This window comes from Kribbella sp. VKM Ac-2569 (assembly GCF_004216905.1).
Lineage (GTDB): Bacteria > Actinomycetota > Actinomycetes > Propionibacteriales > Kribbellaceae > Kribbella.
Window position 1 is genome coordinate 763358 of the sequence record NZ_SGXJ01000002.1, and the last position, 22878, is coordinate 786235.

Here is a 22878-nt window from a genome sequence, read left to right on the forward strand (position 1 = left end):
AATAACTCATCCGAGCAACGACCGCGCGAAGTGGTCGTTGCCGTCCCGAACACCGGGAAGCACGAAGAAATAGCCGCCGCCGACCGGCCGGATGTAGTCGACGAGAGGCTCGTCGGCCAGCCTGGTCTGCACGGCCTCGAACTGCCGGGCGATGTCCTGCTGGTACGCGCAGAACAGCAGCCCCATGTCCAGGTCACCGACCGCGTCGGTGCCCTTGTCGTAGCTGTAGCCGCGGCGCAGGAACTGGCTGGCCGCGGTGTCCGCGGTCCGCGGGTTCGCCCTGCGGATGTGGCTGGTCAGCGGAATCGCTCCGCCGGTCGGATCGGCCGGATAGTTCGGCAGGTCGGTCTCGCTGCTGCCGTCCAGCGGCGCGCCGGAGTCCCGGCGCCGGCCGAACATGTTCTCCTGCTCGCCGACCGACACCCGGTCCCAGAACTCGACCAGCATCCGGATCTGGCGCAGCACTTGGTAGCTGCCGCCCTCGGTCCAGGCCGGCTCGCCGTTCCCCTTGCCTACCCACACGAGCTTGTCGTGGTCGGCCGATGCCGGCTTGACAATGCCGTCCTTGAAACCCATCAGGTTGCGCGGGGCACCGGCGGGCCGCGGCGGGCTCTGGAAGCCGTCCACCCGCCAGCGCAGTTGCATCGCGCCTCGAGTGTGCCGAGCGACGTCCCGCAGCGCGTGCAGGACGGTGTCGGTCTCCGACGCGCACAACTGCAGGCTCAGATCCCCGTTACACAGGCTGTCGTCCAGACTGTCGTTCGGGAACTCCTTCATCGCCGTCAACTTCGCCGGCTTGCGATCCTTCAGGCCGTACCGGTCGTCGAACAGGGACGCCCCGACGCCGACGGTGACCGTCAGATCGTCGCCCGGCATGTCTGGTCCGAGTACGCCGGAATCGGCCGGCGGGGCCGTGATCCCCAACGGCGGCAGCGCACCGCCCGCGGTCAGCAGCCGCGCCCGGTCGGTCAACGTTCTTAACAGGTCGGTCAGCTCTGTTTGGTTCGCCGCGATCACGTCGAACGACGCGAAGATCGCCTGCCTCTGCTGATCGGTGACGATGCCGGCCTGATGTACGCCGTGGAAGGGCACGGACGTTGACTTCGCCGCGTCGGCGGACACCGTCAGCCCGGTCGCTGCCGCAGCACCGGCTCCCGCGAGTGCTCCGCGCAGGAAGGATCGGCGGCCGACCTCACTCATGAGGCCCTCCGCACTTCACAGATCGCGGCGACCGGAGCGAGCTTCTCCAGCAACTCCCCCACCGCACCGTTGAGCTGCTCCCGCGTGGTCCGATCCAACTGGTCGACCGGCGTGTTCCGATGCGCGGTCAGCAACGTGCGCACCCGTCCCTCCCACTTCAGAACCTCGGGCAGGTCGGGGTAGCGCGGCTTGAGCACCGGATCCAAGATGGCCAGCACCTTCGCCATACCGTTCAAGTTCGCCAGCGCGGTGTTCAGCGACGTACCGCTGCCTTGATCGTTCTCTCCGGTCAGCTCGAACTGAAGCGCGTTCTCCATGATCTCGTGGGCGCGCAGCCCGAGATCGTTCGGATCCACCTGCTCATTGGGCAGATCCTTCTGCAGGCCGTGGACGTCGGCCGCCAACTGGTCCGCGATCGGCTTCAGCCCAGAGCCCTTGTGCCACAAGCCTTTCTCCAACAAATGAAACCCGTTGGCGGACCCATCGATCTTGTCCGCGAAGTCCCCGAACGCGTCGTACGCCGCGCCGAGCGAGTTGTACGCCAGGTGCGCAGACAGCCAGTCGGTCCGGGCCGCGTCCAAGTTGCCGGCGTCCACATCAGCACGCAACTTGTCCGTCTTGACGGCCAGATCCGCGACGCCACGAGCGACCCCGGCCTGGTACTTCTTCACCAGCGGCAGCAGGTCGTTCTTGGTGACCGGTATGACGGCAGGACCGCCCTGCGCATCACCCGTCAGCGTGACTGTCGGACCGGTGATCGCGTCGGCGTCCTCGATCAGGCAGCGGATCGCGTACTGCCCGGCGCCGAGTTGCACGTCCATCGACGCGCTCGTGTTCGGACCCAGACCCTCAACCTCGCCGTACACCTTGTTGCTGCGGACCTCCACGAGGTCGACCTCCGCGGCCGCGTCGCCGGTGTTGTGGACGACGAGCGTCTGCCGGCCGGTCTTCGCGTCCGTCCAGCCCTGACCACACTGGCTGCGGGACACGCTGATCCCGGACGGGCGGCCGGTCGCGTCGGCGGAATCTTCCCAGGGCCGCCAGACCGTCACCCCCACCGCCGCGCTCAGTACGACCAATGCGACAGCCGCCGGCACCGGACGGGGTGTGCGCACGACAGGTCGCTCCTGAGCATCGGCAAATTTATATTCGCCGGTAATGCTAATCCTCGGAAAGCCTGGAACTGCACGGGTTCGGCCTTGTTTGCCGGTCCGTTAACGCACTGTTCGTCCGCTACGCCTACCGCTTCGGCTAGCGGCGAGCCGGAACTGAGAGCCGGCTGAGATCGGAGGCGACCACGATCTCGCCGGAGAACTCCGCCGCGGCTTCCTCGTGGAAGCGCTCCGGTTCCAGGTAGCGCTGGGAGAAGTGCGTGAGGACGAGCTTGCGGACGCCGCATTCGGCCGCGACCCGAGCGGCCTGGCGGGCGGTCAGGTGACCGAAACGGCGGGCCAGTTCGGACTCGGACGACAGGTACGTCGACTCGATGACGAGCAGGTCGGCGCCGTCCGCGAGGCGCAGGACGTTCTCGCACAGGCGGGTGTCCATGATGAACGCGAACCGCTGCCCCGGTCGCAGCTCGCTCACGTCCTCCACATGAACAATGCGATCGCCGAGGTCGAGCGATCCGGCTCGTTGCAGCCGGCCGACGTCGGGCCCGGTCACGCCGTACGCCGCGAGCTTGTCCGGGAGCATCCGGCGTCCGTCGGGCTCGATCAACTGGTAGCCGAACGACTCGATCGGGTGCTCCAGGCGGCGCGCCCACAACTGGCCGAACGACCCGACCGACAGCAGCCCGTCCTCCTCCACCGGCTCCTCAAGCAGCTCGGCCCGCTCGAAGAACGACGCGGCGTACCGCAACCGCGTGAAGTACGTCTGCCCCGACGCCGGGTAGTGCGCCCGCACCGGATGCGGCACGTCGTCCAGCGACAACCGCTGCACCACACCTGGCACCCCGAGACAGTGATCGCCGTGGAAGTGCGTCACGCACAACCGCGTGATCGCCCGGGCCGGAAGCCCGGCGTAGATCATCTGCCGCTGCGTGCCCTCGCCGGGATCGAACAGAAACCCCTCGTCGTCCCAGCGCAGGAAGTACCCGTTCTGCGTGCGTTCCCGGGACGGCACCTGACTGCCGGTCCCGAGTACGACGAGCTCACGCAAGCGCCGACACCAACGTGGAGGACGACATGTTGCCGCCGCAGGACACCACCGCGACACGCTTCCCGGCCAATTCGGTACGTCGTGCGCTCGCAGCCGCGAACGCCAGCGCCGCCGAGCCTTCGATCAGCTGGTGCTCGGTGTCGATCACCGTCCGGAGCGCGTCGCGAATCGCATCCTCCTCGACCAGCACCCAGTCGTCGACCAGTTCACGGCACAGGGCGAAGGTGATACTCCCCGGCTCGACGCTGCCCGCCGTACCGTCCGACAACGTCTGCCCGGCGTCGACCTGCACGATCTCGCCGGCCCGTACCGAGGCCGCCATCGCATCGTCGACGGCCGGCTGCGCGCCGTACACGCGGATCCCGGGCAAGTGCTTCTTGAGCACCGAAGCGACCCCGCTGATCAGCCCGCCGCCACCGACCGCCACCACGACCGCATCGAGCGGCTCACCGGCCAACTGCTCGACGATCTCCACGCCGACCGTCCCCTGCCCGGCAATGATGTCCGGATCGTTGTACGGCGGGACGTACGCCAGCCCGTGCTCCGCGGCGTACGCCCGGGCCTTGATCTCGAGGACGCCGGTGTCGTTGCCCTCGGCCCGTAGTTCGAGACCTAGCCGGCGCAGTGCCGCGACCTTGCCGGGCGCGGCGTTCTCGGGCAGGTAGACGATGCCATGGCCCCCGAGCGTCGCGAGCGCGTTACCGACGCCGAGCCCGTGATTCCCGGTCGACGCCGTGATCACGCCTGCCGCACGCTCTGCCTCGGTCAGCGTGAGGATCTTCGCCAGCGCGCCGCGGGCCTTGAACGATCCCGTCCGCTGCTGGTGCTCGCACTTCACGAGCACCTCGGCGCCGAGCTCCTCGCTGAACGCGCCGTACCGGACAAACGGTGTCGGCGGCAGATGCTCCCGCAGGGCCGGCGCGACGCGCTCGGCCCGTGCCGCAGCTTCTGCGGGGGTCATCACTCTGCAGGGTTGAGGCTCGTGCCGAGGGCTTGCCAGTCGAGGACCGGTGCGGCGAGCTTGCTGATTGTTGCCAGCAGCCCCAACCGCGCGGCGCGGATCTCCGGTTCCTTCGCCATCACGAGGATCTCGTCGAAGAACGCGTTCACCGGCTCGACCAGGACCGACGCGGTGGAGACGAAGTCACCGAGCCCGGTCGGTGCCTGCCCGATCTTCTGGACCGCCTCGTGCAGCACGACCTCGGCAGGCTCCGTGAGCTTGCCGGCGTCGTACTCCGCCGCGGTGCCTTCCGGAACGATCCGGCGGACCCGCTGCAGTACGGCGACCAGATCGGCGAAGTCGCTGTTGCCGACCAGGCCTTGCAGGGTCTTCAGCGTCTCGTCCGCGACCACTGGAGCAGTTGCCAACGGCAACACCGCGGCGACCTGGAGGTGGTCGTCGCCACGGTCGAGCAGCTGCTGCTCATACCGCCGTACGGTGAAGTCGGCGACCTCGTCGAGCGAGTCCGCCGGTACGTCGATGCCTTGCGCACCGATCTCGTCCGCGGCCGCCTTCAGGCCCACCGGCAACGTGATCGCCCGCAGTTCCGGGTGCTCGCGGAGGATCGCGACGACACCGGCCGCGGCCCGGCGCAGCGCGAACGGGTCGGAGCTTCCGGTCGGCTTCGCGCCGATCCCGAACAGACCGGCCAACAGATCGAACCGGTCGGCGAGCGCGAGCAGCGCGCCCGGAGTCGTGGACGGGACGGGGTCACCGGCCGACCGCGGCAGTTCCATGTCGTACAGGGCCTGCGCGACGGCCTCGGTCTCACCGGCGCGCTTGGCGTACTCGCGCGCCATCGTGCCGGCCAGGCTGGTCAGCTCGACCACCATCTGCGAACCCAGGTCGAACTTGGCCAGCTCGGCGGCCCGCTTCAACGTCGTCAGGTCGTCGCCATCGATCTCGACGGTGGCCGCCAATGCCAAGGCGATCCGCCCGATCCGGGCGGCGCGGTCGGCCATCGAGCCGAGCCGCTCCTCGAAGGCCAGCTTCTCCAGCTCGCTTTTCATCTCCTCCAGCGGCGTCTCCAGGTCGGCCCGCCAGAAGAACGCGGCGTCCTCGTAGCGCGCTCGCAGTACGCCCTCGTTGCCGGCCCGGACCAGGTCCTCGTCGACCGAACCGTTGGCCACGGCAACGAAGTGCGGCAGCAGCTTGCCGTCACCGTCGCGGACCGGCAGGTAGCGCTGGTGCTTGCGCATGACGGTCGTGAGGATCTCGCTCGGCAGGTCCAGGTAGTCGGCCGCGAACCCGCCCAGGATCGGCGTCGGCTCCTCGATCAGGTTGACGATCTGGTCGAGCAGCGCGGACTCACCCTCGACGTCGACCGTGCCGCCGACAACCTTCGACAGCTCCGCCGCGGCCTCGACGATCTGCGCCCGCCGCCGGGCCGGGTCGGCCTCGATACCGTGGATCCGGAGCAGGTCCAGGTAGCCCTCGGCCGACGCGATCTCGACCTTCGGCTGCGCCGCGGTCCGGTGTACCCGCGTCGTCCGTCCGGCCGCGAGGCTCGAGACAGAGACCGGGACGATCTCGTCGCCGAGCAGCGCGACCAGCCAGCGGATCGGGCGGGTGAACGACAGCTTGGCGTCGTTCCACCGCATGTTCTTGTCCGAACGGAGACCGGCGACGATCTCGCTCAGCACGCCGCTCAGCACCTCGGCCGCACCGCGACCCGGGTCCGGCTTGGTCACCGCGACGTACTCGATGCCGTCGACATCCAGGTCGTGCAGCTCGGTCGGCTCCACCTTCTGGCCGCGGGCGAACCCGGCGGCGGCCTTGGTGAGGTTGCCGTCGGCGTCGTACGCGGCCGCCTTCTTCGGACCACGGACCACACGCTCGGCGTCCGGCTCACCGGCCTGGACGGAAGCGACGAAGGCGACCACGCGGCGCGGGGTCGCGTACGTCGTGATCGCGCCGTGCTCGAGCCGCGTCGCGGCCAGCTTCTCCTCCAGCGCGGCCTGCACCGCCGCGGCGGTCTTCGTGACCTCGGACGGCGGCATCTCCTCCGTGCCGATCTCGAAGGTCAGCTGCCGGGTCCCGGTGATCGCCGGGAACTCGGTCGGCTCCTCCGCGGCCGGCGGCAGCTCGGCCAGACCCAACGGGTGCTTCAGCTCCTCGCGGCGCTCAGCCCACAGCCGCGAGACCTCGCGGGCCAGGGTCCGCATCCGGCCGAACGCCTTGGCGCGTTCCGTCGTACTGACGGCGCCGCGGGCGTCGAGGACGTTGAACGTGTGCGAGCACCGCAGTACCTGGATGTGCGCCGGCACCGGGAGGCGGTCGTCGATCATCCGGCGGGCCTCGTTCGCGTACTCCTCGAACAGCCGCTTCTGCGACTCCACGTCCGCGTCGTCCAGGTAGTACCGGCTCATCTCGTACTCCGCCTGGCCGAACGCCTCGCCGTACGAGATGCCCGGCGCGTAGGCGATGTCCTTGAAGTGCGAGACGCCCTGCAGCGCCATCATGATCCGCTCGATGCCGTAGGTGATCTCCACCGACACCGGGTCCAGCGTCATCCCGCCGGCCTGCTGGAAGTACGTGAACTGGGTGATCTCCAGACCGTCCAGCCAGACCTCCCAGCCCAGGCCCCAGGACCCAGTCGCCGGGTTCGCCCAGTTGTCCTCGACGAACCGTACGTCGTGCGCGTCGATGTCGATCCCGAGCGCGGACAGGCTGTCCAGGAACAGCTCCTGCGGGTTGCCCGGGTCCGGCTTGAGCACCACCTGGAACTGGGTGTGCGTCTGCAGCCGGTTCGGGTTCTCGCCGTAGCGGCTGTCGTCCGGCCGCACACTCGGCTCGACGTACGCCACCCGCCACGGCTCCGGACCGAGCACCCGCAGGATGGTGGCCGGGTTCAGCGTTCCGGCACCGACCTCGGTGTTGAACGGCTGCACGATCATGCAGCCCCGGTCGGTCCAGTACTTCGTGAGCGCGAGCAGCGCTTCCTGCATGGTGAGCACAGCAAACCTCAAGCCATCTTTCGGGGGGTTTCCGCAGCGAAGTCTATTAGGCCGACGCCGGTGCTATGCCCCGGATTGCCAGGGTGAGCAAACGGTCGGCCTGAGCGGTGTCCTCGGCGCTGGCCAGCGAGATGCCGTTGACCAGCTTCAGCAGGTCCTCGATCCGGACTTCCGCGGGTACGGCGCCGGCGTCCTGAGCGCGCTCCAGCAGCTTCCGGCCGGCCGAGATCACCCGCGCGTGCGTGTCTGAACCACAGTCCCCACTCATCACCAGCGCCGTCGCGAGACCGCGGCTGCTGGTCGCGTGCCGGACCATCGCGCGCAGCCAGTTCGTCAACGCCTGCAGGGGATCCGGCTCGTCGAGCAGCTCCGTCGCCTGCGCACAGACCTCGTCGACACTGCTCCGGAACACCTCCTCCAGCAACCTGATCCGGCCGCCGAAATGCCGGTGCAGCGTCGCCGACCCGACACCCGCGCGGCGAGCGATCTCCTCCAGCGACGCGTCCGCGCCTTGCTCGGACACCACCTCGGCCGCGACCGCGACCATGCGGTCCCGGTTCCGCTGGGCGTCAGCGCGCATCATGCCGTCCCTTGACGTAAGTGGGGTGGTCCCCCATATCGTAGCCGAAGATAATCGGGGGGCCACCCCGTTTAGATCGAGGAGACATGAGATGCGCATTGGGATGGCGTTCGGCGACGTCCGTGGACGGGCCCCGCTCACCGAGATCACCCGGCAGATCCAGGAGGCGGCCGCGGCCGGGGCCGCCTCTGCCTGGGTGACGCACGGCATGGGCTGGGACGCCCTCACCACGCTGGCGGTCGCCGGCCCCGCGGCTCCCGGTATCGAGCTCGGCACCGCGGTCGTACCGTTCCCGCAGCGGCACCCGCTCGTGCTCGCGAAGCAGGCATTGACCGTGCAGGCGGCGGTCGGCAACCGGCTCACACTCGGCATCGGCGCCGGCATCGCCCGGATGGTCAGCACGATGTACGGGTTACCCACCGATCGGCCGGCTCGACGGATGCGCGAGTACCTGGAAGTGCTGCGGCCACTGCTCCGGGGCGAGACGGTCGACCATCACGGCGAGACCTACACGGCCGTCGGTGCGATCGACCTTCCCGGGGCCGAGGCTCCGTCAGTGCTGCTCGCCGCGCTCGGGCCCGCGATGCTGAAGGTGGCGGGCGAGCTCGCCGACGGCACGATCACCTGGATGACCGGACCCCAGACACTCACCAACCACGTCGTACCGACCATCACTCGAGCGTCCGGGAGCCGCACCCCGCGCATCGTGGCGGGCCTTGGTGTGTGTCTCACGTCCGCCGAGGACGCCGTACGGGCGCGGTTCGCCGAGCAGTTCGCGCTGGCCGGACAGGTCCCGGAGTACCGCGCGATGCTCGACCGGGAAAGCGCCGACGGTCCGGCCGACGTACTGATCGTCGGCGACGAGGACTCGATCGCGAAGCAGCTCGCCCGGATCGGCGACACCGGCGCGACCGACCTGATGCTGGCGCCGATCGGCACCGCGGAGGAGCAGGACCGGACGACCGCGTTCCTGTCTACAGTGGTGCGGTGACCTCGCCCAGACATGCGGCGGTAGTTCTCTAGTTCCGTCGTCCGCTCCCCGGCGCCGATCCGGCGTTCGGGTGAGCCGTGCTGCCCATCTTCGCTTCGCACCGGCAGGGACGACTCTTGCACCAGGTCATCACGATCGACGACTCCATCTCCGCGGATCGGGCGCTGCGCCTGATCAGACGCGGCTCGACACTTCACTGGGAGGGTGATTTCCAGAACGCCAAGCAGCTCCTCACCGCCCTCGGCCGCCGGCTTCCGGCGCCGAGCGGCGGCACGTTCTACGACCAGCGCCGGCACCAGGCAAAACGAGTCCGCGTCCTGAACTCGTTGCTGGTTCCGCTGATCGACCACCGCATCACATTGCGCCGCGCACCCGACGTACGGACGGCCTGTCACGAGGCCTACGGACCGCCCGACGGCGAGCGGTGGGTGCCGCTGCGGGAGTTGCTGGGCGTGATCGGCGCACACCAACTCCGGCTCCGCGGCGTCTATGTACCGGCCCTCCGCCAGCGCATCCACCCGCACTACAGCGTCTTCGCCCCCACCAGATCGGAGTACGCCGACCTGGTCGCCGACTGCCCATTGCCGGAAACAGCCACCGCGTTCGACATCGGCACCGGGACTGGACTGCTCGCCGCGATCCTGTCCAGGCGGGGCGTTCGCCAGGTAGTTGCTACAGACAACAACGCGCGAGCGATCGCGTGCGCCCGCGAGAACCTCCAACGGTTACAGGTGAACGCCACGCTCGTCGAGACCGATCTGTTCCCGCCGGGGCGGGCGGATCTGATCGTCTGCAACCCGCCGTGGATCCCCGCGGCGCCGGCGACTCTCCTCGACCAGGCCGTGTACGACGAGGACGGGCGAATGCTGCGCGCATTCCTGGGGACTGTCCGGGAGCACCTCGCACCGGGCGGGGAGGTGTGGTTGGTCCTGTCCGATCTGGCCGAGCGGCTCGGGCTGCGGGAGCGGGGTGAGCTGTTGAGCATGTTCCGTTCCGGTGGACTGCAGGTCGCCGGGCGCGCCGACGCCGTACCTCGGCATCGTCGGGCGCGGGAGGGCGAGACGACCTCCTTATGGCGACTGCGGTCCAGCGCATTCGTGTCTACTATCGGCGGGTGACGGTTACGGATGCGCACGGGGCGGTCGACGCGGTCTGGAGGATCGAGTCGGCGCGGATCATCGCGGGCGTCGCACGGATCGTGCGGGACGTCGGACTCGCGGAAGAGCTGGCGCAGGACGCGCTGGTGGCTGCGCTGGAGCAGTGGCCCGAGTCCGGCGTACCGAACAATCCCGGCGCCTGGCTGATGGCGATCGCCAAGCGGCGGGCGATCGACCTGATCCGGCGCAAGGACACGTACCAGCGGAAGCTCGCCGAGATGGGCCACGAGCTGGAGATCGACGGTGACAGCGTCGAGGACGACGTGGAGGCGATCCTCGAGGACCACATCGAGGACGACCTGCTCCGACTGGTGTTCACTGCTTGTCACCCGGTGCTCACCATGGACGCCCGGGTGACGCTGACGCTCAAGCTGCTCGGCGGGCTGAAGACCGACGAGATCGCCCGCGCGTTCCTCGCCCCGGAGGCGACAATCGCGCAGCGCATCGTGCGTGCCAAGCGGAACCTGGCCAAGGCCGGCGTCGAGTTCGAGGTGCCGTCCGGGCCGGAACTCTTCGAGCGGACGTCGTCGGTGCTCGAGGTCATCTACCTGATCTACAACGAGGGGTACTCCGCGACGGCGGGCGACGACTGGATGCGGCCGGCCCTGTGCAACGAGGCGATGCGCCTGGGCCGGCTGATCGTCGAGCTGATGCCGACGGAGCCCGAAGTACTCGGTCTGCTGGCGTTGATGGAGCTGCAGTCGTCCCGCGCGAACGCCCGCGTCGGGAGTGACGGCGAGCCGGTGCTTCTCCTCGACCAGGACCGCCGCCGCTGGGACCGGCTACTGATTCGCCGCGGCCTCGAAGGCATCGAGCGCGCCTGGGCAATGGAGAAGCCACCCGGCCCGTACCTCCTGCAGGCCGCGATCGCCGCCTGCCACGCCCGCGCAGCCGACCCCGAGGACACCGACTGGGCCAGGATCGCCGGCCTGTACGCCGTACTTGCGCAAGTGACCCCGTCACCCGTCATCGAGCTGAACCAGGCCGTCGCGATCTCGATGGCGTTCGGCCCGGAACGTGGACTGGCAGCGGTCGACCTCCTGGCGGACGACCCGTCGCTGAAGGACTACCACCTGCCGAGCGTCCGAGGCGACCTGCTGTTCAAGCTCGGCCGCCTGGACGAGGCCCGCGCCGAGTTCGAGAAGGCCGCCGCACTGACCCGCAACGAACGCGAACGCAAACTCCTCCTGGAGCGGGCCGCCGCCTGCTGACCAGCTGTTCTACTTGTGCCGGCGTGCCAGCCAGGCCATGGCGCCGGCGCCGAGTACCACGGCTCCACCGACGGCGGCTGCGGCCTTCGGGTGGCGCCTGGTCGTCTCGGGCAGTTCCTTCATCGCGCCCGGTACCTGCTTCATCTTCTGACCCGTCTGTCCGGCAGCGCCCGACACCCGATGGCCCGCGCTTGACGCGGTCTCCTTCATCCGGTGCGGAACGTTCAGCCGGCGGGTGAGTTCCTGAACGGTGTCGGCGAGGTGCTGCCTGGTGTGGTCGAGATCCTCGCGCAGCGTCTCGCTGTCCGTCATCGGCTCGCGATGTGCGGCGTTCTTCGTGGTGGTCATGCGATGTTCTTCCCTTCCGGCTGGTGTCCCTTGAGCGCTTCGAGGTCCTCGTGCACGCCGTCGACGGCACGTTGCGGAACGGGCGGAGTGGCACGGGTGACGTGCCGCTTGCCGAGCAGAGCGGCGACGGCCGCGATCGCGAACAGGACCGCGGCGACGATCAGGGCCGACAGCCAGGCCGGCAACGCGGTCGCGAGCCCGAGGATCGCCGCGGCGATCAGGACGCCCAGGCCGTACAGCGCGAGCGTTCCGGCCCCGCCGAACAACCCGGCACCGACGCCGGCCTCCTTGCCCTTCTCCTTCAGCTCGGCCTTGGCGAGCTGAATCTCGTCACGTACCAACTGGCTCAGGTCGCTCGTCACGTCGCTCACGAGGTGACCGATGTTCGCGTTCTGACCGTTGAGTCCAGCCTCACGCCGGACCATCTCCGGACGTGTCGTCATGACCGCCTCCCGTGCTCGGTTGCCCGTCCGGTACCCAGATGGGCCGACAACCACGCGACGGAGCGTCGCCAAAGTGATCTGCGTCACACAGTGTCGCGTGGTCGGCCGCCGTTCGACGCAGTGGTGAGATCGTCACCCACCAGGAGGAATCCACCATGAACACCGTCGTATCGAAGGACGGCACCACCATCACCTACGACCGCCGCGGCAACGGGCCGGCGCTCGTTCTCGTCGACGGCGCGCTCTGCTCCCGTGCACAGGGTCCGATGCCCGACCTCGCCGAGGCGCTCGCGGACCGCTTCACCGTCTACAACTACGACCGGCGCGGGCGCGGTGACTCCGGTGACGCGGGCGAGTACGCGGTCGAGCGTGAGATCGAGGATCTGGCCGCGGTGATCGAGGCGGCCGGCGGATCGGCGTACGTCTACGGCTCATCGTCCGGCGCGGCACTGTCGCTGCGGGCGGCCGCGGCCGGATTGCCGATCGAGAAGCTGGTCGCGTTCGAGCCGCCGTACGTCGTCGACAACAGCCGCAAGCAGATCCCGCGGAGCTGGGTCGCCGACCTGCAGGCACTCGAGCCGGGCGACGCGATCAAGTACTTCTTCACGAAGGGGATCGGACTGCCCGGGATCTTCGTCACGATGATGAAGCTGATGCCGGCCTGGAAGCCGATGAAGGCGATCGCGCACACCCTGCCGTACGACGCCCAGGTGCTCGGCGGGAACTGCTTCGGCGACCCGATGGATACCGAGCAGTGGGCGCCGATCGAGCAGCCGGTGCTCGTGGTGAACGGCGGGAAGAGCCCGGGGTGGATGAAGAACTCGACGCGGGCGCTCGCGGCAGCGGTGCCGGGCGCCGAGCACACCGAAGTACCGGGTCAGAACCACATGATCAAGACCGCGGCGATCGCCCCGGTGATCGCGGACTTCTGTGCCTGACAGCGCGAAGGGCGTCCGGCCGGAGCCGGACGCCCTTCGTCGTACTTCGGGGTGGATCAGGCGCCGGTGATCAGGGCGCCGGCGCCGGAGCGGGCGGCGTCGAAGCGCGCCTGGGCGTCGGCCCAGTTCACGACGTTCCACCACGCCTTGACGTAGTCGGGCTTCACGTTCTTGTACTGCAGATAGAACGCGTGCTCCCACATGTCCAGCATCGCGATCGGGATCTGGCCGGCCGGCAGGTTGCCCTGCTGGTCGTAGAGCTGGTGGATCAGCAGCTGACCGCCCAGCGCGTCCCAGCCGAGGATCGCCCAGCCGGAGCCCTGGATCGTGGTCGCGCTCGCGGTGAAGTTGGCCTGGAACGAGTCGAACGAGCCGAAGTACTCGTCGATCGCCGCACCCAGCTCGCCGTCCGGCTTGTCGCCACCGTCCGGCGAGAGGTTCTTCCAGAAGATCGAGTGGTTCACGTGCCCACCGAGGTTGAAGGCGAGCGTCTTCTCCAGCCCGACGATCGCGCCGAAGTCACCCTTGTCGCGGGCCTCGGCCAGCTTGTCCAGGGTGTCGTTCAGACCCTTCACGTAGGTCGCGTGGTGCTTGTCGTGGTGCAGCTCCATGATCTCGCCCGCGATGCTCGGCGCGAGCGCGCTGTAGTCGTAGGGGAGGTCGGGAAGCGTGTACGTGGTCAACTCTGCTCCTTCGTCAGGGCCCCGCGAGGGCCGATATCTCCGATGTCCTGTGTCAGCGGCACCAGCTTGAAACTTCAACCACGGTTGAGGTCAAGACGCCACGCTGGCGAACGCGGTATCTGCGACCGGTGCCCGATGAGATCGCATTGACACCCCTGCGCACCCACCGAACACCTCCCAGCTTCACATACTCCACCTGACGACCCACGGGCGAGTCTCACCTCCGCGGCTGGGCGGCTCCGAGCAGGGCGCGCAGAGCCTCGGCGAAGGGCTCGGTCTGGTCGACGAAGCCGGTGTGGTCGCCCGGGAAGCGGGTCGGCTCGATGCCGAGGCGGTCAGCGAGAGCGGTGGAGGTCCGGTCGCAGAGTTGACCGGTGGATTCCTCGCCGATTCCGACCACGATGTCGACGCCGCGCAGCTTGTCGACGTCCGGGAGCCAAGTGATGGACTCGCGCATCTCGTGGCCGAACCAGAACCGCTCCGTCGCCTCCTGCTCGGGGTCGCGCTCGCCGCCGAACATCATCTCGACGACCTCGTCGGGCAGGTGGATGTTCGCGAGCGCGAAGAACTGCTTCCAGGCGCCGGTCACGTCACCGGCGAGATAGTCGGCCATCAGCTTCTCCGACTTCGCGAGCACCTCGTCCGCGTCCGGGATCAGCCGGTCGAGCGGCGGCTCGTGCGCGATGACAGTCCGGACGACGTCCGGGTGGTCCTGCGCCAGCGCGAGCGCGCTCACCGCTCCCCCGCTAGAGCCGAGTACGACGGCCGGCCCGGCGTCGACGTACCGGATCAGCGCGGCCAGGTCGTCGGCCCGCTGCTCGGGTCGCGACGTACCGCCCGGGTCGAGCTTGCTCCGCTTCACCCCGCGCGGGTCCAGAGTCAGGACCGTGTAGTCGGGTGCCAGCAGGTCGGCCAGCGGCGCGAACGCGTCCGCATCCATCGGGGCGCCGACCAGGACCAGCAGCGGTCCTGATCCGCGCACCTCGTAGTACAGCTCTGCGTCGGAAACCTTCAGTGTGTTGTTCATGCCATCTCCACGAACGGAGGTGGCACGAATGGACATCACTGTCCGGGCAGGGGGCGTCAGGCGGTTGCGTACTGCGGGCGGCCGGCCGGTCGGTAACCCTGGAGCGTTATGCCCTTCGGGAAGGCTCGCGACTCCACCAGGTCGAGCGCCAGGTCCGGACCGCTGTCGGGGAACAGCCGTGTGCCCTGGCCGACGACCACCGGGAAGATGAGCAGAATGATCTCGTCCACGAGATCGTTCTCCAGCAGCCAACGAACCAGGGCACCGCTGCCGTGCACCTGCAACTCGCCTCCCGGCCTGGTCTTCAGCTCGCCGATGGCCGCCGCGAGGTCACCGGACAAGACGGTCGTCTCCGACCACGTCGCCTCGGTGAGGGTGTTCGACGCGACGTACTTCGGCTTGGTGTTGAAGGCGTCCGCGATCGGACCGCTGCCCGGAGCCAGCGCACCCCAGTAGGGGGCGAAGATCTCGTAGGTCCGCCGGCCGAACAGGAACCCACCGGCGCGCTCGCAGAATTGCTCGACGAACGCCATGGCCTCATTGTCGAACGGCGCCATGGCCCAGCCGTCGCGCTCGAAGCCCTGCTTGCGGTCGGTCTCCGACGGGCCGTTTCCCTGCATCACTCCGTCGACGGAGACCTGCGTGATGGTCGTCAGTTTCATGATCGCCTCAACTCTCGAACGCGTCGGAGTCCGGGCCGAAATCGGCTTCCTCGACAACCCGGCGTACCTCGACCTCGGAGCCGAGGGCCTCGGCCAGCCGCGCGGCCCACTCGATCGCCTCGTCGCGGCTGCGGACCTCGACGACGATCACGCCGCCGACCAGCTCCTTGGTCTCGGCGAACGGGCCGTCGGTGACGGTGCGCTTGCCCGCGTCGACCTTCACCCGCGCGCCGAGCGAACTGCGGTGCACACCCTCGGCGAACAGCAGTACGCCGGCCTTCGACAGGTCCTCGACGACCCGTCCGACACCTTCGGCCACCTCCTGCGGCGGCAAGTTCCCGGCCTCACTGTCCGCGTCGGCCTTGTTGATGATCATGTAGCGCATCGCTGATGCTCCCTCGTCGTGTCGGTCGATCACTTACTCTCACGTCGAGCGGGCCACCACCAGATCGACACCCTGACTTCAGATCATTTCCCTCGTCAGCTCGTACAGCCCGCGCGCGTTCTGCGGGTCGAAGGTCGCGAGCGCCGGGTCGACGGGTTTGCCGACCGCGCGGAGGATCAGCCGCTCGTCCGGCTGTGCGTCCATCACCGCGAGCGTGTCCTTCACACTCTCCGCAGGGGACTTGGCAAACAGCCCCGCGCTCACCTTGGCGACTGTCCGCAGGGGTTGGGGGAGGTGGTTGGTCCTTCGTGTACGGCGGTTGCACGCCGAGGTACTTCGTCCGCCCGTCCAGGTGGTTCTGGCGGTAGTGCACCGCGAGCAGGTCGTTCCCGCGGCCGCCGCTGAGGATCGCCTGGACCGGTTCGCCCGGGACGGGTACGACGGAACGAGCGTCCGGGATGTGGCCGGCGACGTGGGCGTCGACCCGGCGCTCGTGTTCCGGTACTTCGGGTCCAAGTCCGGGCTGTTCACCGAGGCGATGGCGGGCTCGTCTGCCCCCGTCGTGCTGCCGGACGGGCCGGTCGAGGAGCTGCCCGCGAAGCTGTTGCGGCAGTTGGTCTTCGAGGACTGGACGGAATACGCCGGTGAGCATCCGCTGATCGCGATGCTCCGCTCGTCAGGTCACGAGGACACCAAGGACCGTCTCCGGCAACAGGTGTGCGAGGGCTACCTCGACGTACTGTCCCAGCTCGCCGATGGCAACGAGGACAAGAACCTCCGCACCGAACTCTTCGCCGCGTGGCTCCTCGGCATCGGCATCCTCCGCACCGCCGTCGGCACCCCCACCCTCACGAAGGCCACCGAGGAAGAGATCCTCCCCCACCTCGCCGCGGTCGCCGAGGCGTTGTTCGGTCGGCCCGTCCCGACGGAGTAGTGGACGTCCCTGCAGGCAGAACCCACGGTTTCGGGCGTGAACACCCCGTCGCGGCCGGGTTTTGCATGCATGGCGGTCCGTGCCGACTAGCTGGGCTGGTCTCCTGCGGGGTTGTACGCGCAGGCGTCGGCGAGGTTCTGGGTCGGGCCGGGGGGCGCGGTGGTGGTTGTGGTGGTGGGCTTGCGGGTGGTGCCGGGGGTGGTCGGCGTGGTGGCGGGCGTCGGGGTTGGGGCGGGCGCTGATTCGAGGGCGTTCTCGACGGTGTCGCGGAGGGCCTGGTAGTCGGGGTGCAGGTACTTCAGGCGCAGCTTGTCGGAGTCGAGGGTGACGTTCGAGACCGTCGCCGACTTCACCTTCAGCGCGAGCTGCACCATCGCGGGCAGCAGCTCCTGCGGGATGTCGGTCCGCAGCAGGTGCTGGCCGGCGCGGGCGATCGCCTTGTACTTCGTGACCAGCGTCTGCGGATCCGCCGCGTCGACGATGCTCTTGATCACGCACCGCTGACGCACCTGCCGCTGGTCGTCGTCGGCGCCGTACCGCCCGCGGGCGAACCACAGCGCGTGCCGGCCGTCGAGGTGCTGGTTCGCTCCCGGCTCGATCCACTCCTTCGGCGGGATGTGCGAGCTGCTCACGCCACCCATCGCGACCCGCTCGTTCACGTTCACCCGGATCCCGCCGAGCGCGTCGACGATCTCCGGGAAGCTCTGCAGATTGACCTGCAGGTAGTAGTCCAGCTTCAGGCCGATCGCCTCGCCGACGGACTGTTTCAGCACGTCCGCGCCCTCGTTGTCGGACGGTCCGAGGATGCCGGGATGCGCGTCCGGGACGTTCTGGTACATCGCGGTCAGCATCCACTCCAGCCGCCCGTCGAGGCTGAGCCCTTCCTTGCCGAAGCCGTCCGGGTAGTACCTGCGCAGCGGCGAGTCCGCCGGGAACGGCATGAACGTCAGGTTCCGCGGCAGCGACACCAGCGCCGTGTTCCCGGTCTTGGTGTCGATGCTCGCGACGATCACCGTGTCGGTCCGCACGCCCTCGCGGCTCGGCGCATCGTCCCCGCCGAGCAGCAGCAGGTTCAGCCGCTGCTTGTCCTCCCACGGGTCCTTGACGTTGACCGTCGACGGCCGGGTCGCACTCTTGCTCTCCCCCTGCGACTGGAACACGTCCTGCACCAGCGACCGCTGCGCGAGCACACTCTGTACGCCGACCGCCGCCGGCGCCGCGATCGCGAAACACAGCAGCCCGACGAACGTCGCACCGAAGGCCCGCCCGCCGGCGCCACCCGTTGCCGGGCGCAACGACCGGTGCGAGGCCACGATCACCACGATCCAGCAGAACGCGACCGCGCCGATCACCACCGACGTCATCAGCAGCCGGCTCGGTACGACGGCGGCCGCGAGGACCTCGTCGCGCCGGGTGAGACCGACGTACACCCCGAGCCCGACCAGGCCGAGGAAGAGCGTGAGCACGAAGGCACCGAGCCGCCGGCGCCCGCCGACGATCAGCCCGAGTCCTGGAATCAGTGCGCCCAACAGCGTGAACCCCAGCAACTTCGGCATCGACCGCGGCCGCCTCGCCGTCGCGCGCGCACTCCCCATCGGCACCCCTGTCGCCCACGTCCCAACCTGACTCAAGTGTGCGTCAAGTACCCGCGCCCTTACCTCTTCAGACGTGTTACAGGGTCAATCGGTTGTCAAACGGTCAGATGAGTGCCGTTGAAACCTTCGAGCTCGACGAGCGTGCGGACCACGGCGGCGATCCGTTCCGGCGGGGTCCACTTGCTCGTGTCGGCCTTCGGCATCGCGGTGCGGTTCGCCGGGGTGTCGATGGTGCCGGGCAGGATGGTGTTCACCCGGATGCCGTCGCGCGCGTACTCGGCGTGCAGTGCGTCGGCGAACGCGATCACCCCTGCCTTCGCGGTGATGTACCCGGCCGCCCCGGAGAACGGGCGGAGCGCGGCGCCGCTCGACGTACAAACGATCGCTCCACCACCGCCTGCGAGCAGATGCGGCAGGACCCCCTGGGTGATCAGGTACGTCGGACGCAGGTTGAGCCGGAGCTGCTTCTCGAAGTCCTCGATCGGCGTCTCGTGCACCCGGGAACCGGACGCGAAGCCGCCGACAAGGTTGACCAGGGCCGTGAGCGGAGCGTTCTCGTCCGAGGTAGCGAGCGCCACGACATCCGTCGTACCGGCCGGGTCGAAGGGGTCGGCGATCACCGGGTTGAGCGCCGGGTCGGCGCCGAGCCGCGCGAGGGATTCCTCGGACCGCCCGGGTACGACGACCCGCCAGCCGGCCCGCAGGAACTCGGCGGTCACCGCGACCCCGAGCGCGCCGGTGCCACCGGCAACCACCACCGTGTTCGTCATATTCGCGAGCCTAATCGGATCGTGACGGCTAAGTTCATCGGTTGTGCGGATTCTGATGCTGGGCGGGAACGGGTTTGTCGGGCGCGCGATCGTGGACGACGCGTTGGCGCAGGGATACGAGGTCACGTCGTTCAGTCGCGGGAAGAGTGGCTCGCCGCTCCCCGCGGCCGTGACGCAGCTGATCGGGGATCGGGAGGCGGGCGACTATTCGGCGCTGCGGACCGGTGAATGGGACGCGGTCGTCGACACGAGCGGCTTCCGGACCCGGGACGTCGATCAGGCGATGGACGTGCTCGGGGACCGCGTCGGGCGGTACGTGTTCATCTCGAGCCACGCCGTCTACGTGCGGGATCTGCCGGCCGGGACCGACGAGACCGCACCACGCCGCGAGCCGCTGCGCGATGCCGACGTACTCACGAACGACACGTACGGCCCCTGCAAGGTCGCGTGCGAGGACGACGTCGTCGAGCGGTACGGCGATCGCGCGACGCTCGTCCGCCCCGGTCGAGTCACAGGCCCCGGCGACTCGTCCGGTACGGCGCTCTACTGGATCCGGCGCGGCGCCCGTGGTGGACGAGTTGCGCTCCCGACCAAGCCCGAGGCGCCGCTCCAACTGGTGGACAGCCGCGACGTCGCCAGCCTGATCACGCGACTCGTCGCGGACGAGCGACCCGGCGCCTACAACGCGACCGGCCCCGACTCCACCATCGCCGAACTGATCCGGACCGCGGCCGAGCTGTCCGGCAGCACCGTCGACATCATCCCTGTCCCGTTCGACGCCGTACCGCGCCGTTTCCCCCTCATGGACCCCGAGTCCGAATGGGGTGAACGCCGCCGCAACCCAGCCAAGGCTCGCGCGGCAGGCATGCCCGTCACACCCCTCCGCAAGACCGTCGAAGACGTCCTCCACTGGGACCACGACCGAGGTGCCCCACCCCTCACCATCGGCCTCACCCCCGACGCCGAATCCGCCCTCCTCACCTCACACAATTTGCCTGGCTGACCCACCAATTTGCCTGGCTGACCCAGCAAATCCGGGGTTCTGCACCGTGGTTCCGGGTGCAGAACCCCTCATTTCGCTGGCCCACCCACCAAATGTGGTCGGAGCGGGCTACTCCGGTAGGGCCAACGTTCGGCCCGCGTCTCGGGCGGCGTTGATGGAGCGGGTGAGGGTGTCCTTCAGGGCGCTGGCCTCGTCGGTGAAGCCCTGAACGACGGACATGTCGCCGACGGGTTCGGTGCGGGCGAGGAGCTCGATGTAGCGGTCGCCGTCGTCGAGCGCCGCCTCGGCGCGAAGAGCGGCGTCGGCGGAGCGGACGCGGTCGGCGTACCGGTCCAGCAGATCCACCTTGCGCTTGATCGCGTCCACCGAGAGCGCGAGGGCACGACGTTGCGGTCCGAGTACGGCGTCGAGCTCGGCGGTCGCCATTCCGCGCGCGACATCCTGCTGCCTGGCCCGCAGTACCGTCTGCTCGCGGAGCACCTGCGCGATGTCCCACAACTGCTCCGGCAGCACGAGCTCGTTCTGTACGTCGTCCAGCAGGCCACGCCGGGTGACTGTTGCCTCAAGCACCGTTTTCACGGCCCGCTGCGCCCGCCCGAGCAACCGCGCGGCCGGCTCGTCGAAGTCCTCCGGCAGCAGGTACTTCCCGTGCTGGATCCGGACCGCCTTGTGCCCACGGTCCTCGACCGCCGACTTCACCAGGATCCCGCCGGTCGCGAGCGCCGCGACGCCGGCGAGTCCGACCGCGCCCCACGCCGCCACCGCGGTCGGCAGCGTCGCCGCCATGATGATCAGCGCCAGGATCCACCCGCCGACGCACACCGCGATCCACACCAGCAACGTCCCGAACGTGTTGCCCGGCGCGACCGACCACGACGTCTGCCGCTTCGGCCGCGGCGCGTCGGCCGCCACGAACAACTCCGGCCGGTGCTCGTACAACCGCCGCACGCCAACAGGCACACCCGGCGCGAACACAGGCTCCATCGGCACCTCCGGAGAAGTCGTCAGCACTCAGCGTAGCCGTGCGGACAGACCATCGAGGAAGACCCCGAGCCCGAATTCGAACAACTGGTCCAGGTCGTACTCGTAGTCGAAGCCGTCGGCCAGCAACTCCTGGAACGCCGTCAGGTTCCCGGCCGCGATCATCGCCGCCAACTGGTCGCCCTGCCGGGTGGCCCACTCGTCCGCGGTGACCCCGGTGTCCTGCTCGGCCTGCGCCTCGGACTCCATCACCAACGCGATCCCCCGCACGTACGCGAACAGGCTGATCGTCGTCGACAACGCCGCATCCTTCTCGAACCCGCGCAACGCTCGCAGCACCGCGTCCGTGTGCGGCAGCAACCGCGGCACCAGCTGCGGCCGGCTCAGACTGATCGCACTCGCCAGCCAGAGATGACGCCGGTACGCCGCCCAGTGCACCCGCGCGACCGCCGTCACCGCATCCCGCCAGTACGCCGGAATCTCCCCGAGCGGAAACTCTCCGAGCGCCGCATCCACCATCTGCACGACCAGGGGGTCCTTGCCCCCGACGTACCGGTAGAGCGCCATCGTCGACACCCCGAGCTCGGCCGCGATCCGCCGCATCGACAACGCCGCCAGCCCCTCGGCGTCCGCGATCGCGATCCCCATCCGCACAACCTCGTCGCGATTGAGGTCCGGCACTCCATCGGGAGCAACCGCCGTACGCCGGGAACGCGGCGGCGGACCCACCACGGTCCCGACCCCCGGCGCGGGATGCACCAGCTGGTCGGCCTGCAGCACCTGCAACGCCTTCGTCGCGGTCGCCATCGCCACCCCGAAGTCGCGGACCAACGCCCGCGTCGACGGCACCCGGTCCCCTGGCAGCAGCTCCCCGGCCTCGATCCGCCGCCGCAACTCGGCCGCGATCGCCTGGTACGGCGCCTCACCCATGGCTTCCCCTCGACTAGTGCACGTACATCGTACGCGCACTATGCCAGATCGAGACCCTGGCTGACAGGTCAGCTAAGGTAAGGCTATCCTCATCGCCATGCAGGAATCGGTGGGGCTGACAGGCGACGACCTGCGGCTCGGGTATCACGGCCGCCAGGTGGTCGACGGCGCCTCGCTGCACATCGAGGCCGCGAGCGTGACCGCGCTCGTCGGGCCGAACGGCAGCGGGAAGTCGACGCTGTTGCGCGCCCTCGCCCGCCTGCACCACCCGGACGCCGGGAGCATCACCTTCCCCGGCGGCGGCAACGCGCTCGACCTGTCGGCGAAGGAGTTCGCCCGCAAGGTGACGTTGCTGTCGCAGTCCCGGCCGACGCCGAACGGCGTCAGCGTCCGCGACGTCGTCGGGTACGGGCGGCATCCGTACCGCAGCCGCTGGCGCAACGACGACGCGGACGGTCCGCGGGCGATCGAGCACGCCATGAGCGTCACCGGGGTCACGGCGATGGCCGAGCGCGGCGTCGACGAACTCTCCGGCGGCGAGCTGCAGCGGGTCTGGCTGGCCACGTGCCTCGCGCAGAACACCGGCGTACTCCTGCTCGACGAACCGACCACGTTCCTCGACCTGCGCTACCAGATCGAGATCCTCGACCTGATGCGCGAGCTCGCCGACGAGCACGGGGTCGCGGTCGGCGTCGTACTGCACGACCTGAACCAGGCCGCCGCGGTGGCGGACCGGATCGCGCTGCTCGATCAGGGGCGAGTACGCGCGACCGGGACGCCGGAAGAGGTACTGCGGGCCGACGCGCTCACCGAGACGTACGGCATCACCATCGAGGTCGGCACCGATCCGGCCACCGGGCTGGTCAGCACCCGCCCGATCGGCAAACACCTGACCCGCGTCACAACTATCTGAGGTCATCCTG

Annotated in this window: 24 protein-coding genes; 7 read left to right on the forward strand and 17 right to left on the reverse strand. The window is 69.1% G+C overall.

Going from position 1 to position 22878, the window contains the following annotated elements; genetic code table 11:
* Nucleotides 1-6: 6 nt before the first annotated feature.
* The 6 genes from efeB to EV649_RS16785 all read right to left on the reverse strand — a co-directional run bounded on the left by efeB (nucleotide 7) and on the right by EV649_RS16785 (nucleotide 7897).
* On the reverse strand, nucleotides 7-1200 hold the full coding sequence (gene efeB, locus EV649_RS16760; protein WP_130384369.1) for an iron uptake transporter deferrochelatase/peroxidase subunit: 1194 nt from the start codon (nucleotides 1198-1200) through the stop codon (nucleotides 7-9).
* Nucleotides 1197-2315 (reverse strand): EfeM/EfeO family lipoprotein, encoded by a 1119-nt coding sequence (locus EV649_RS16765; RefSeq protein WP_198682532.1) that lies wholly within the window; start codon nucleotides 2313-2315, stop codon nucleotides 1197-1199. The genes efeB and EV649_RS16765 overlap by 4 nt, the downstream gene beginning before the upstream one ends.
* Nucleotides 2316-2451: 136 nt before the next feature.
* Complete coding sequence (locus EV649_RS16770) at nucleotides 2452-3360, reverse strand: ribonuclease Z (protein WP_130384370.1); 909 nt, start codon at nucleotides 3358-3360, stop codon at nucleotides 2452-2454.
* Nucleotides 3353-4321 (reverse strand): pyridoxal-phosphate dependent enzyme, encoded by a 969-nt coding sequence (locus tag EV649_RS16775; protein WP_130384371.1) that lies wholly within the window; start codon nucleotides 4319-4321, stop codon nucleotides 3353-3355. The genes EV649_RS16770 and EV649_RS16775 overlap by 8 nt, the downstream gene beginning before the upstream one ends.
* A complete protein-coding gene (locus tag EV649_RS16780) occupies nucleotides 4321-7308 on the reverse strand; it encodes a glycine--tRNA ligase (RefSeq protein ID WP_241998431.1) in 2988 nt (995 codons plus the stop codon). The genes EV649_RS16775 and EV649_RS16780 overlap by 1 nt, the downstream gene beginning before the upstream one ends.
* 55 nt (nucleotides 7309-7363) lie before the next feature.
* On the reverse strand, nucleotides 7364-7897 hold the full coding sequence (locus EV649_RS16785) for a TetR/AcrR family transcriptional regulator (protein ID WP_130384373.1): 534 nt from the start codon (nucleotides 7895-7897) through the stop codon (nucleotides 7364-7366).
* Nucleotides 7898-7988: 91 nt separating this feature from the next.
* Between EV649_RS16785 and EV649_RS16790 the strand changes: the two genes are divergently transcribed.
* The 3 genes from EV649_RS16790 to EV649_RS16800 all read left to right on the forward strand — a co-directional run bounded on the left by EV649_RS16790 (nucleotide 7989) and on the right by EV649_RS16800 (nucleotide 11256).
* The gene (locus tag EV649_RS16790; protein ID WP_130384374.1) at nucleotides 7989-8888 is read left to right on the forward strand and encodes a TIGR03564 family F420-dependent LLM class oxidoreductase; all 900 of its coding nucleotides are present in this window, start codon (nucleotides 7989-7991) and stop codon (nucleotides 8886-8888) included.
* A 116-nt stretch (nucleotides 8889-9004) separates the two neighbouring features.
* Complete coding sequence (locus EV649_RS16795; protein ID WP_198682533.1) at nucleotides 9005-10006, forward strand: class I SAM-dependent methyltransferase; 1002 nt, start codon at nucleotides 9005-9007, stop codon at nucleotides 10004-10006.
* Nucleotides 10003-11256, forward strand: coding sequence for an RNA polymerase sigma factor (locus EV649_RS16800; protein ID WP_241998282.1), 1254 nt, complete (start codon nucleotides 10003-10005; stop codon nucleotides 11254-11256). Before EV649_RS16795 ends, EV649_RS16800 begins: the two co-directional genes overlap by 4 nt.
* A 9-nt stretch (nucleotides 11257-11265) precedes the next feature.
* Here the strand turns inward: EV649_RS16800 and EV649_RS16805 are convergent, their stop codons facing one another.
* Together EV649_RS16805 and EV649_RS16810 are read right to left on the reverse strand one after the other, a co-directional pair.
* Nucleotides 11266-11604 carry a DUF3618 domain-containing protein gene (locus tag EV649_RS16805; protein WP_130384377.1) on the reverse strand — a complete coding sequence of 113 codons (339 nt, stop codon included), beginning with the start codon at nucleotides 11602-11604 and terminating at the stop codon, nucleotides 11266-11268.
* Nucleotides 11601-12047: a phage holin family protein gene (locus EV649_RS16810; protein ID WP_198682534.1), complete on the reverse strand. Its 447-nt coding sequence runs from the start codon at nucleotides 12045-12047 to the stop codon at nucleotides 11601-11603. Before EV649_RS16810 ends, EV649_RS16805 begins: the two co-directional genes overlap by 4 nt.
* Before the next feature lie 155 nt (nucleotides 12048-12202).
* Between EV649_RS16810 and EV649_RS16815 the strand changes: the two genes are divergently transcribed.
* Nucleotides 12203-12985: an alpha/beta hydrolase gene (locus EV649_RS16815; protein WP_130384378.1), complete on the forward strand. Its 783-nt coding sequence runs from the start codon at nucleotides 12203-12205 to the stop codon at nucleotides 12983-12985.
* Nucleotides 12986-13041: 56 nt separating this feature from the next.
* Here the strand turns inward: EV649_RS16815 and EV649_RS16820 are convergent, their stop codons facing one another.
* From EV649_RS16820 to EV649_RS16840, 5 genes are all read right to left on the reverse strand, one after another.
* Nucleotides 13042-13668 (reverse strand): superoxide dismutase, encoded by a 627-nt coding sequence (locus tag EV649_RS16820; RefSeq protein ID WP_130384379.1) that lies wholly within the window; start codon nucleotides 13666-13668, stop codon nucleotides 13042-13044.
* A gap of 217 nt (nucleotides 13669-13885) precedes the next feature.
* On the reverse strand, nucleotides 13886-14695 hold the full coding sequence (locus EV649_RS16825) for an alpha/beta hydrolase (RefSeq protein ID WP_130384380.1): 810 nt from the start codon (nucleotides 14693-14695) through the stop codon (nucleotides 13886-13888).
* A gap of 56 nt (nucleotides 14696-14751) precedes the next feature.
* Nucleotides 14752-15357, reverse strand: coding sequence for a dihydrofolate reductase family protein (locus EV649_RS16830; RefSeq protein ID WP_130384381.1), 606 nt, complete (start codon nucleotides 15355-15357; stop codon nucleotides 14752-14754).
* A 7-nt stretch (nucleotides 15358-15364) separates the two neighbouring features.
* Nucleotides 15365-15742: a YciI family protein gene (locus tag EV649_RS16835; protein ID WP_130384382.1), complete on the reverse strand. Its 378-nt coding sequence runs from the start codon at nucleotides 15740-15742 to the stop codon at nucleotides 15365-15367.
* Nucleotides 15743-15820: 78 nt separating this feature from the next.
* Nucleotides 15821-16006, reverse strand: coding sequence for a hypothetical protein (locus EV649_RS16840; protein ID WP_130384383.1), 186 nt, complete (start codon nucleotides 16004-16006; stop codon nucleotides 15821-15823).
* Between the two features lie 34 nt (nucleotides 16007-16040).
* Between EV649_RS16840 and EV649_RS16845 the strand changes: the two genes are divergently transcribed.
* Nucleotides 16041-16676, forward strand: a complete 636-nt coding sequence (locus EV649_RS16845; RefSeq protein WP_241998283.1) for a TetR family transcriptional regulator — start codon at nucleotides 16041-16043, stop codon at nucleotides 16674-16676.
* An 86-nt stretch (nucleotides 16677-16762) separates the two neighbouring features.
* Here EV649_RS16845 and EV649_RS16850 read toward each other — a convergent pair whose 3' ends face one another.
* Nucleotides 16763-18232, reverse strand: a complete 1470-nt coding sequence (locus EV649_RS16850; RefSeq protein WP_241998285.1) for an LCP family protein — start codon at nucleotides 18230-18232, stop codon at nucleotides 16763-16765.
* A 134-nt stretch (nucleotides 18233-18366) separates the two neighbouring features.
* Complete coding sequence (locus EV649_RS16855) at nucleotides 18367-19041, reverse strand: SDR family NAD(P)-dependent oxidoreductase (RefSeq protein ID WP_130384384.1); 675 nt, start codon at nucleotides 19039-19041, stop codon at nucleotides 18367-18369.
* A gap of 43 nt (nucleotides 19042-19084) precedes the next feature.
* Here EV649_RS16855 and EV649_RS16860 point away from each other — a divergent pair, with 43 nt between their 5' ends.
* Nucleotides 19085-20044: an NAD-dependent epimerase/dehydratase family protein gene (locus EV649_RS16860; protein WP_130384385.1), complete on the forward strand. Its 960-nt coding sequence runs from the start codon at nucleotides 19085-19087 to the stop codon at nucleotides 20042-20044.
* 108 nt (nucleotides 20045-20152) lie between these two features.
* On the opposite strand, the gene EV649_RS16865 is transcribed toward EV649_RS16860, so the two are convergent.
* Nucleotides 20153-21028, reverse strand: coding sequence for a hypothetical protein (locus EV649_RS16865; RefSeq protein ID WP_241998287.1), 876 nt, complete (start codon nucleotides 21026-21028; stop codon nucleotides 20153-20155).
* A gap of 27 nt (nucleotides 21029-21055) precedes the next feature.
* Nucleotides 21056-21955: a GntR family transcriptional regulator gene (locus EV649_RS16870; protein WP_130384386.1), complete on the reverse strand. Its 900-nt coding sequence runs from the start codon at nucleotides 21953-21955 to the stop codon at nucleotides 21056-21058.
* Between the two features lie 97 nt (nucleotides 21956-22052).
* On the opposite strand from EV649_RS16870, the gene EV649_RS16875 reads away from it, so the two are divergent.
* Nucleotides 22053-22868, forward strand: coding sequence for an ABC transporter ATP-binding protein (locus EV649_RS16875; RefSeq protein WP_130384387.1), 816 nt, complete (start codon nucleotides 22053-22055; stop codon nucleotides 22866-22868).
* Nucleotides 22869-22878: the final 10 nt, after the last annotated feature.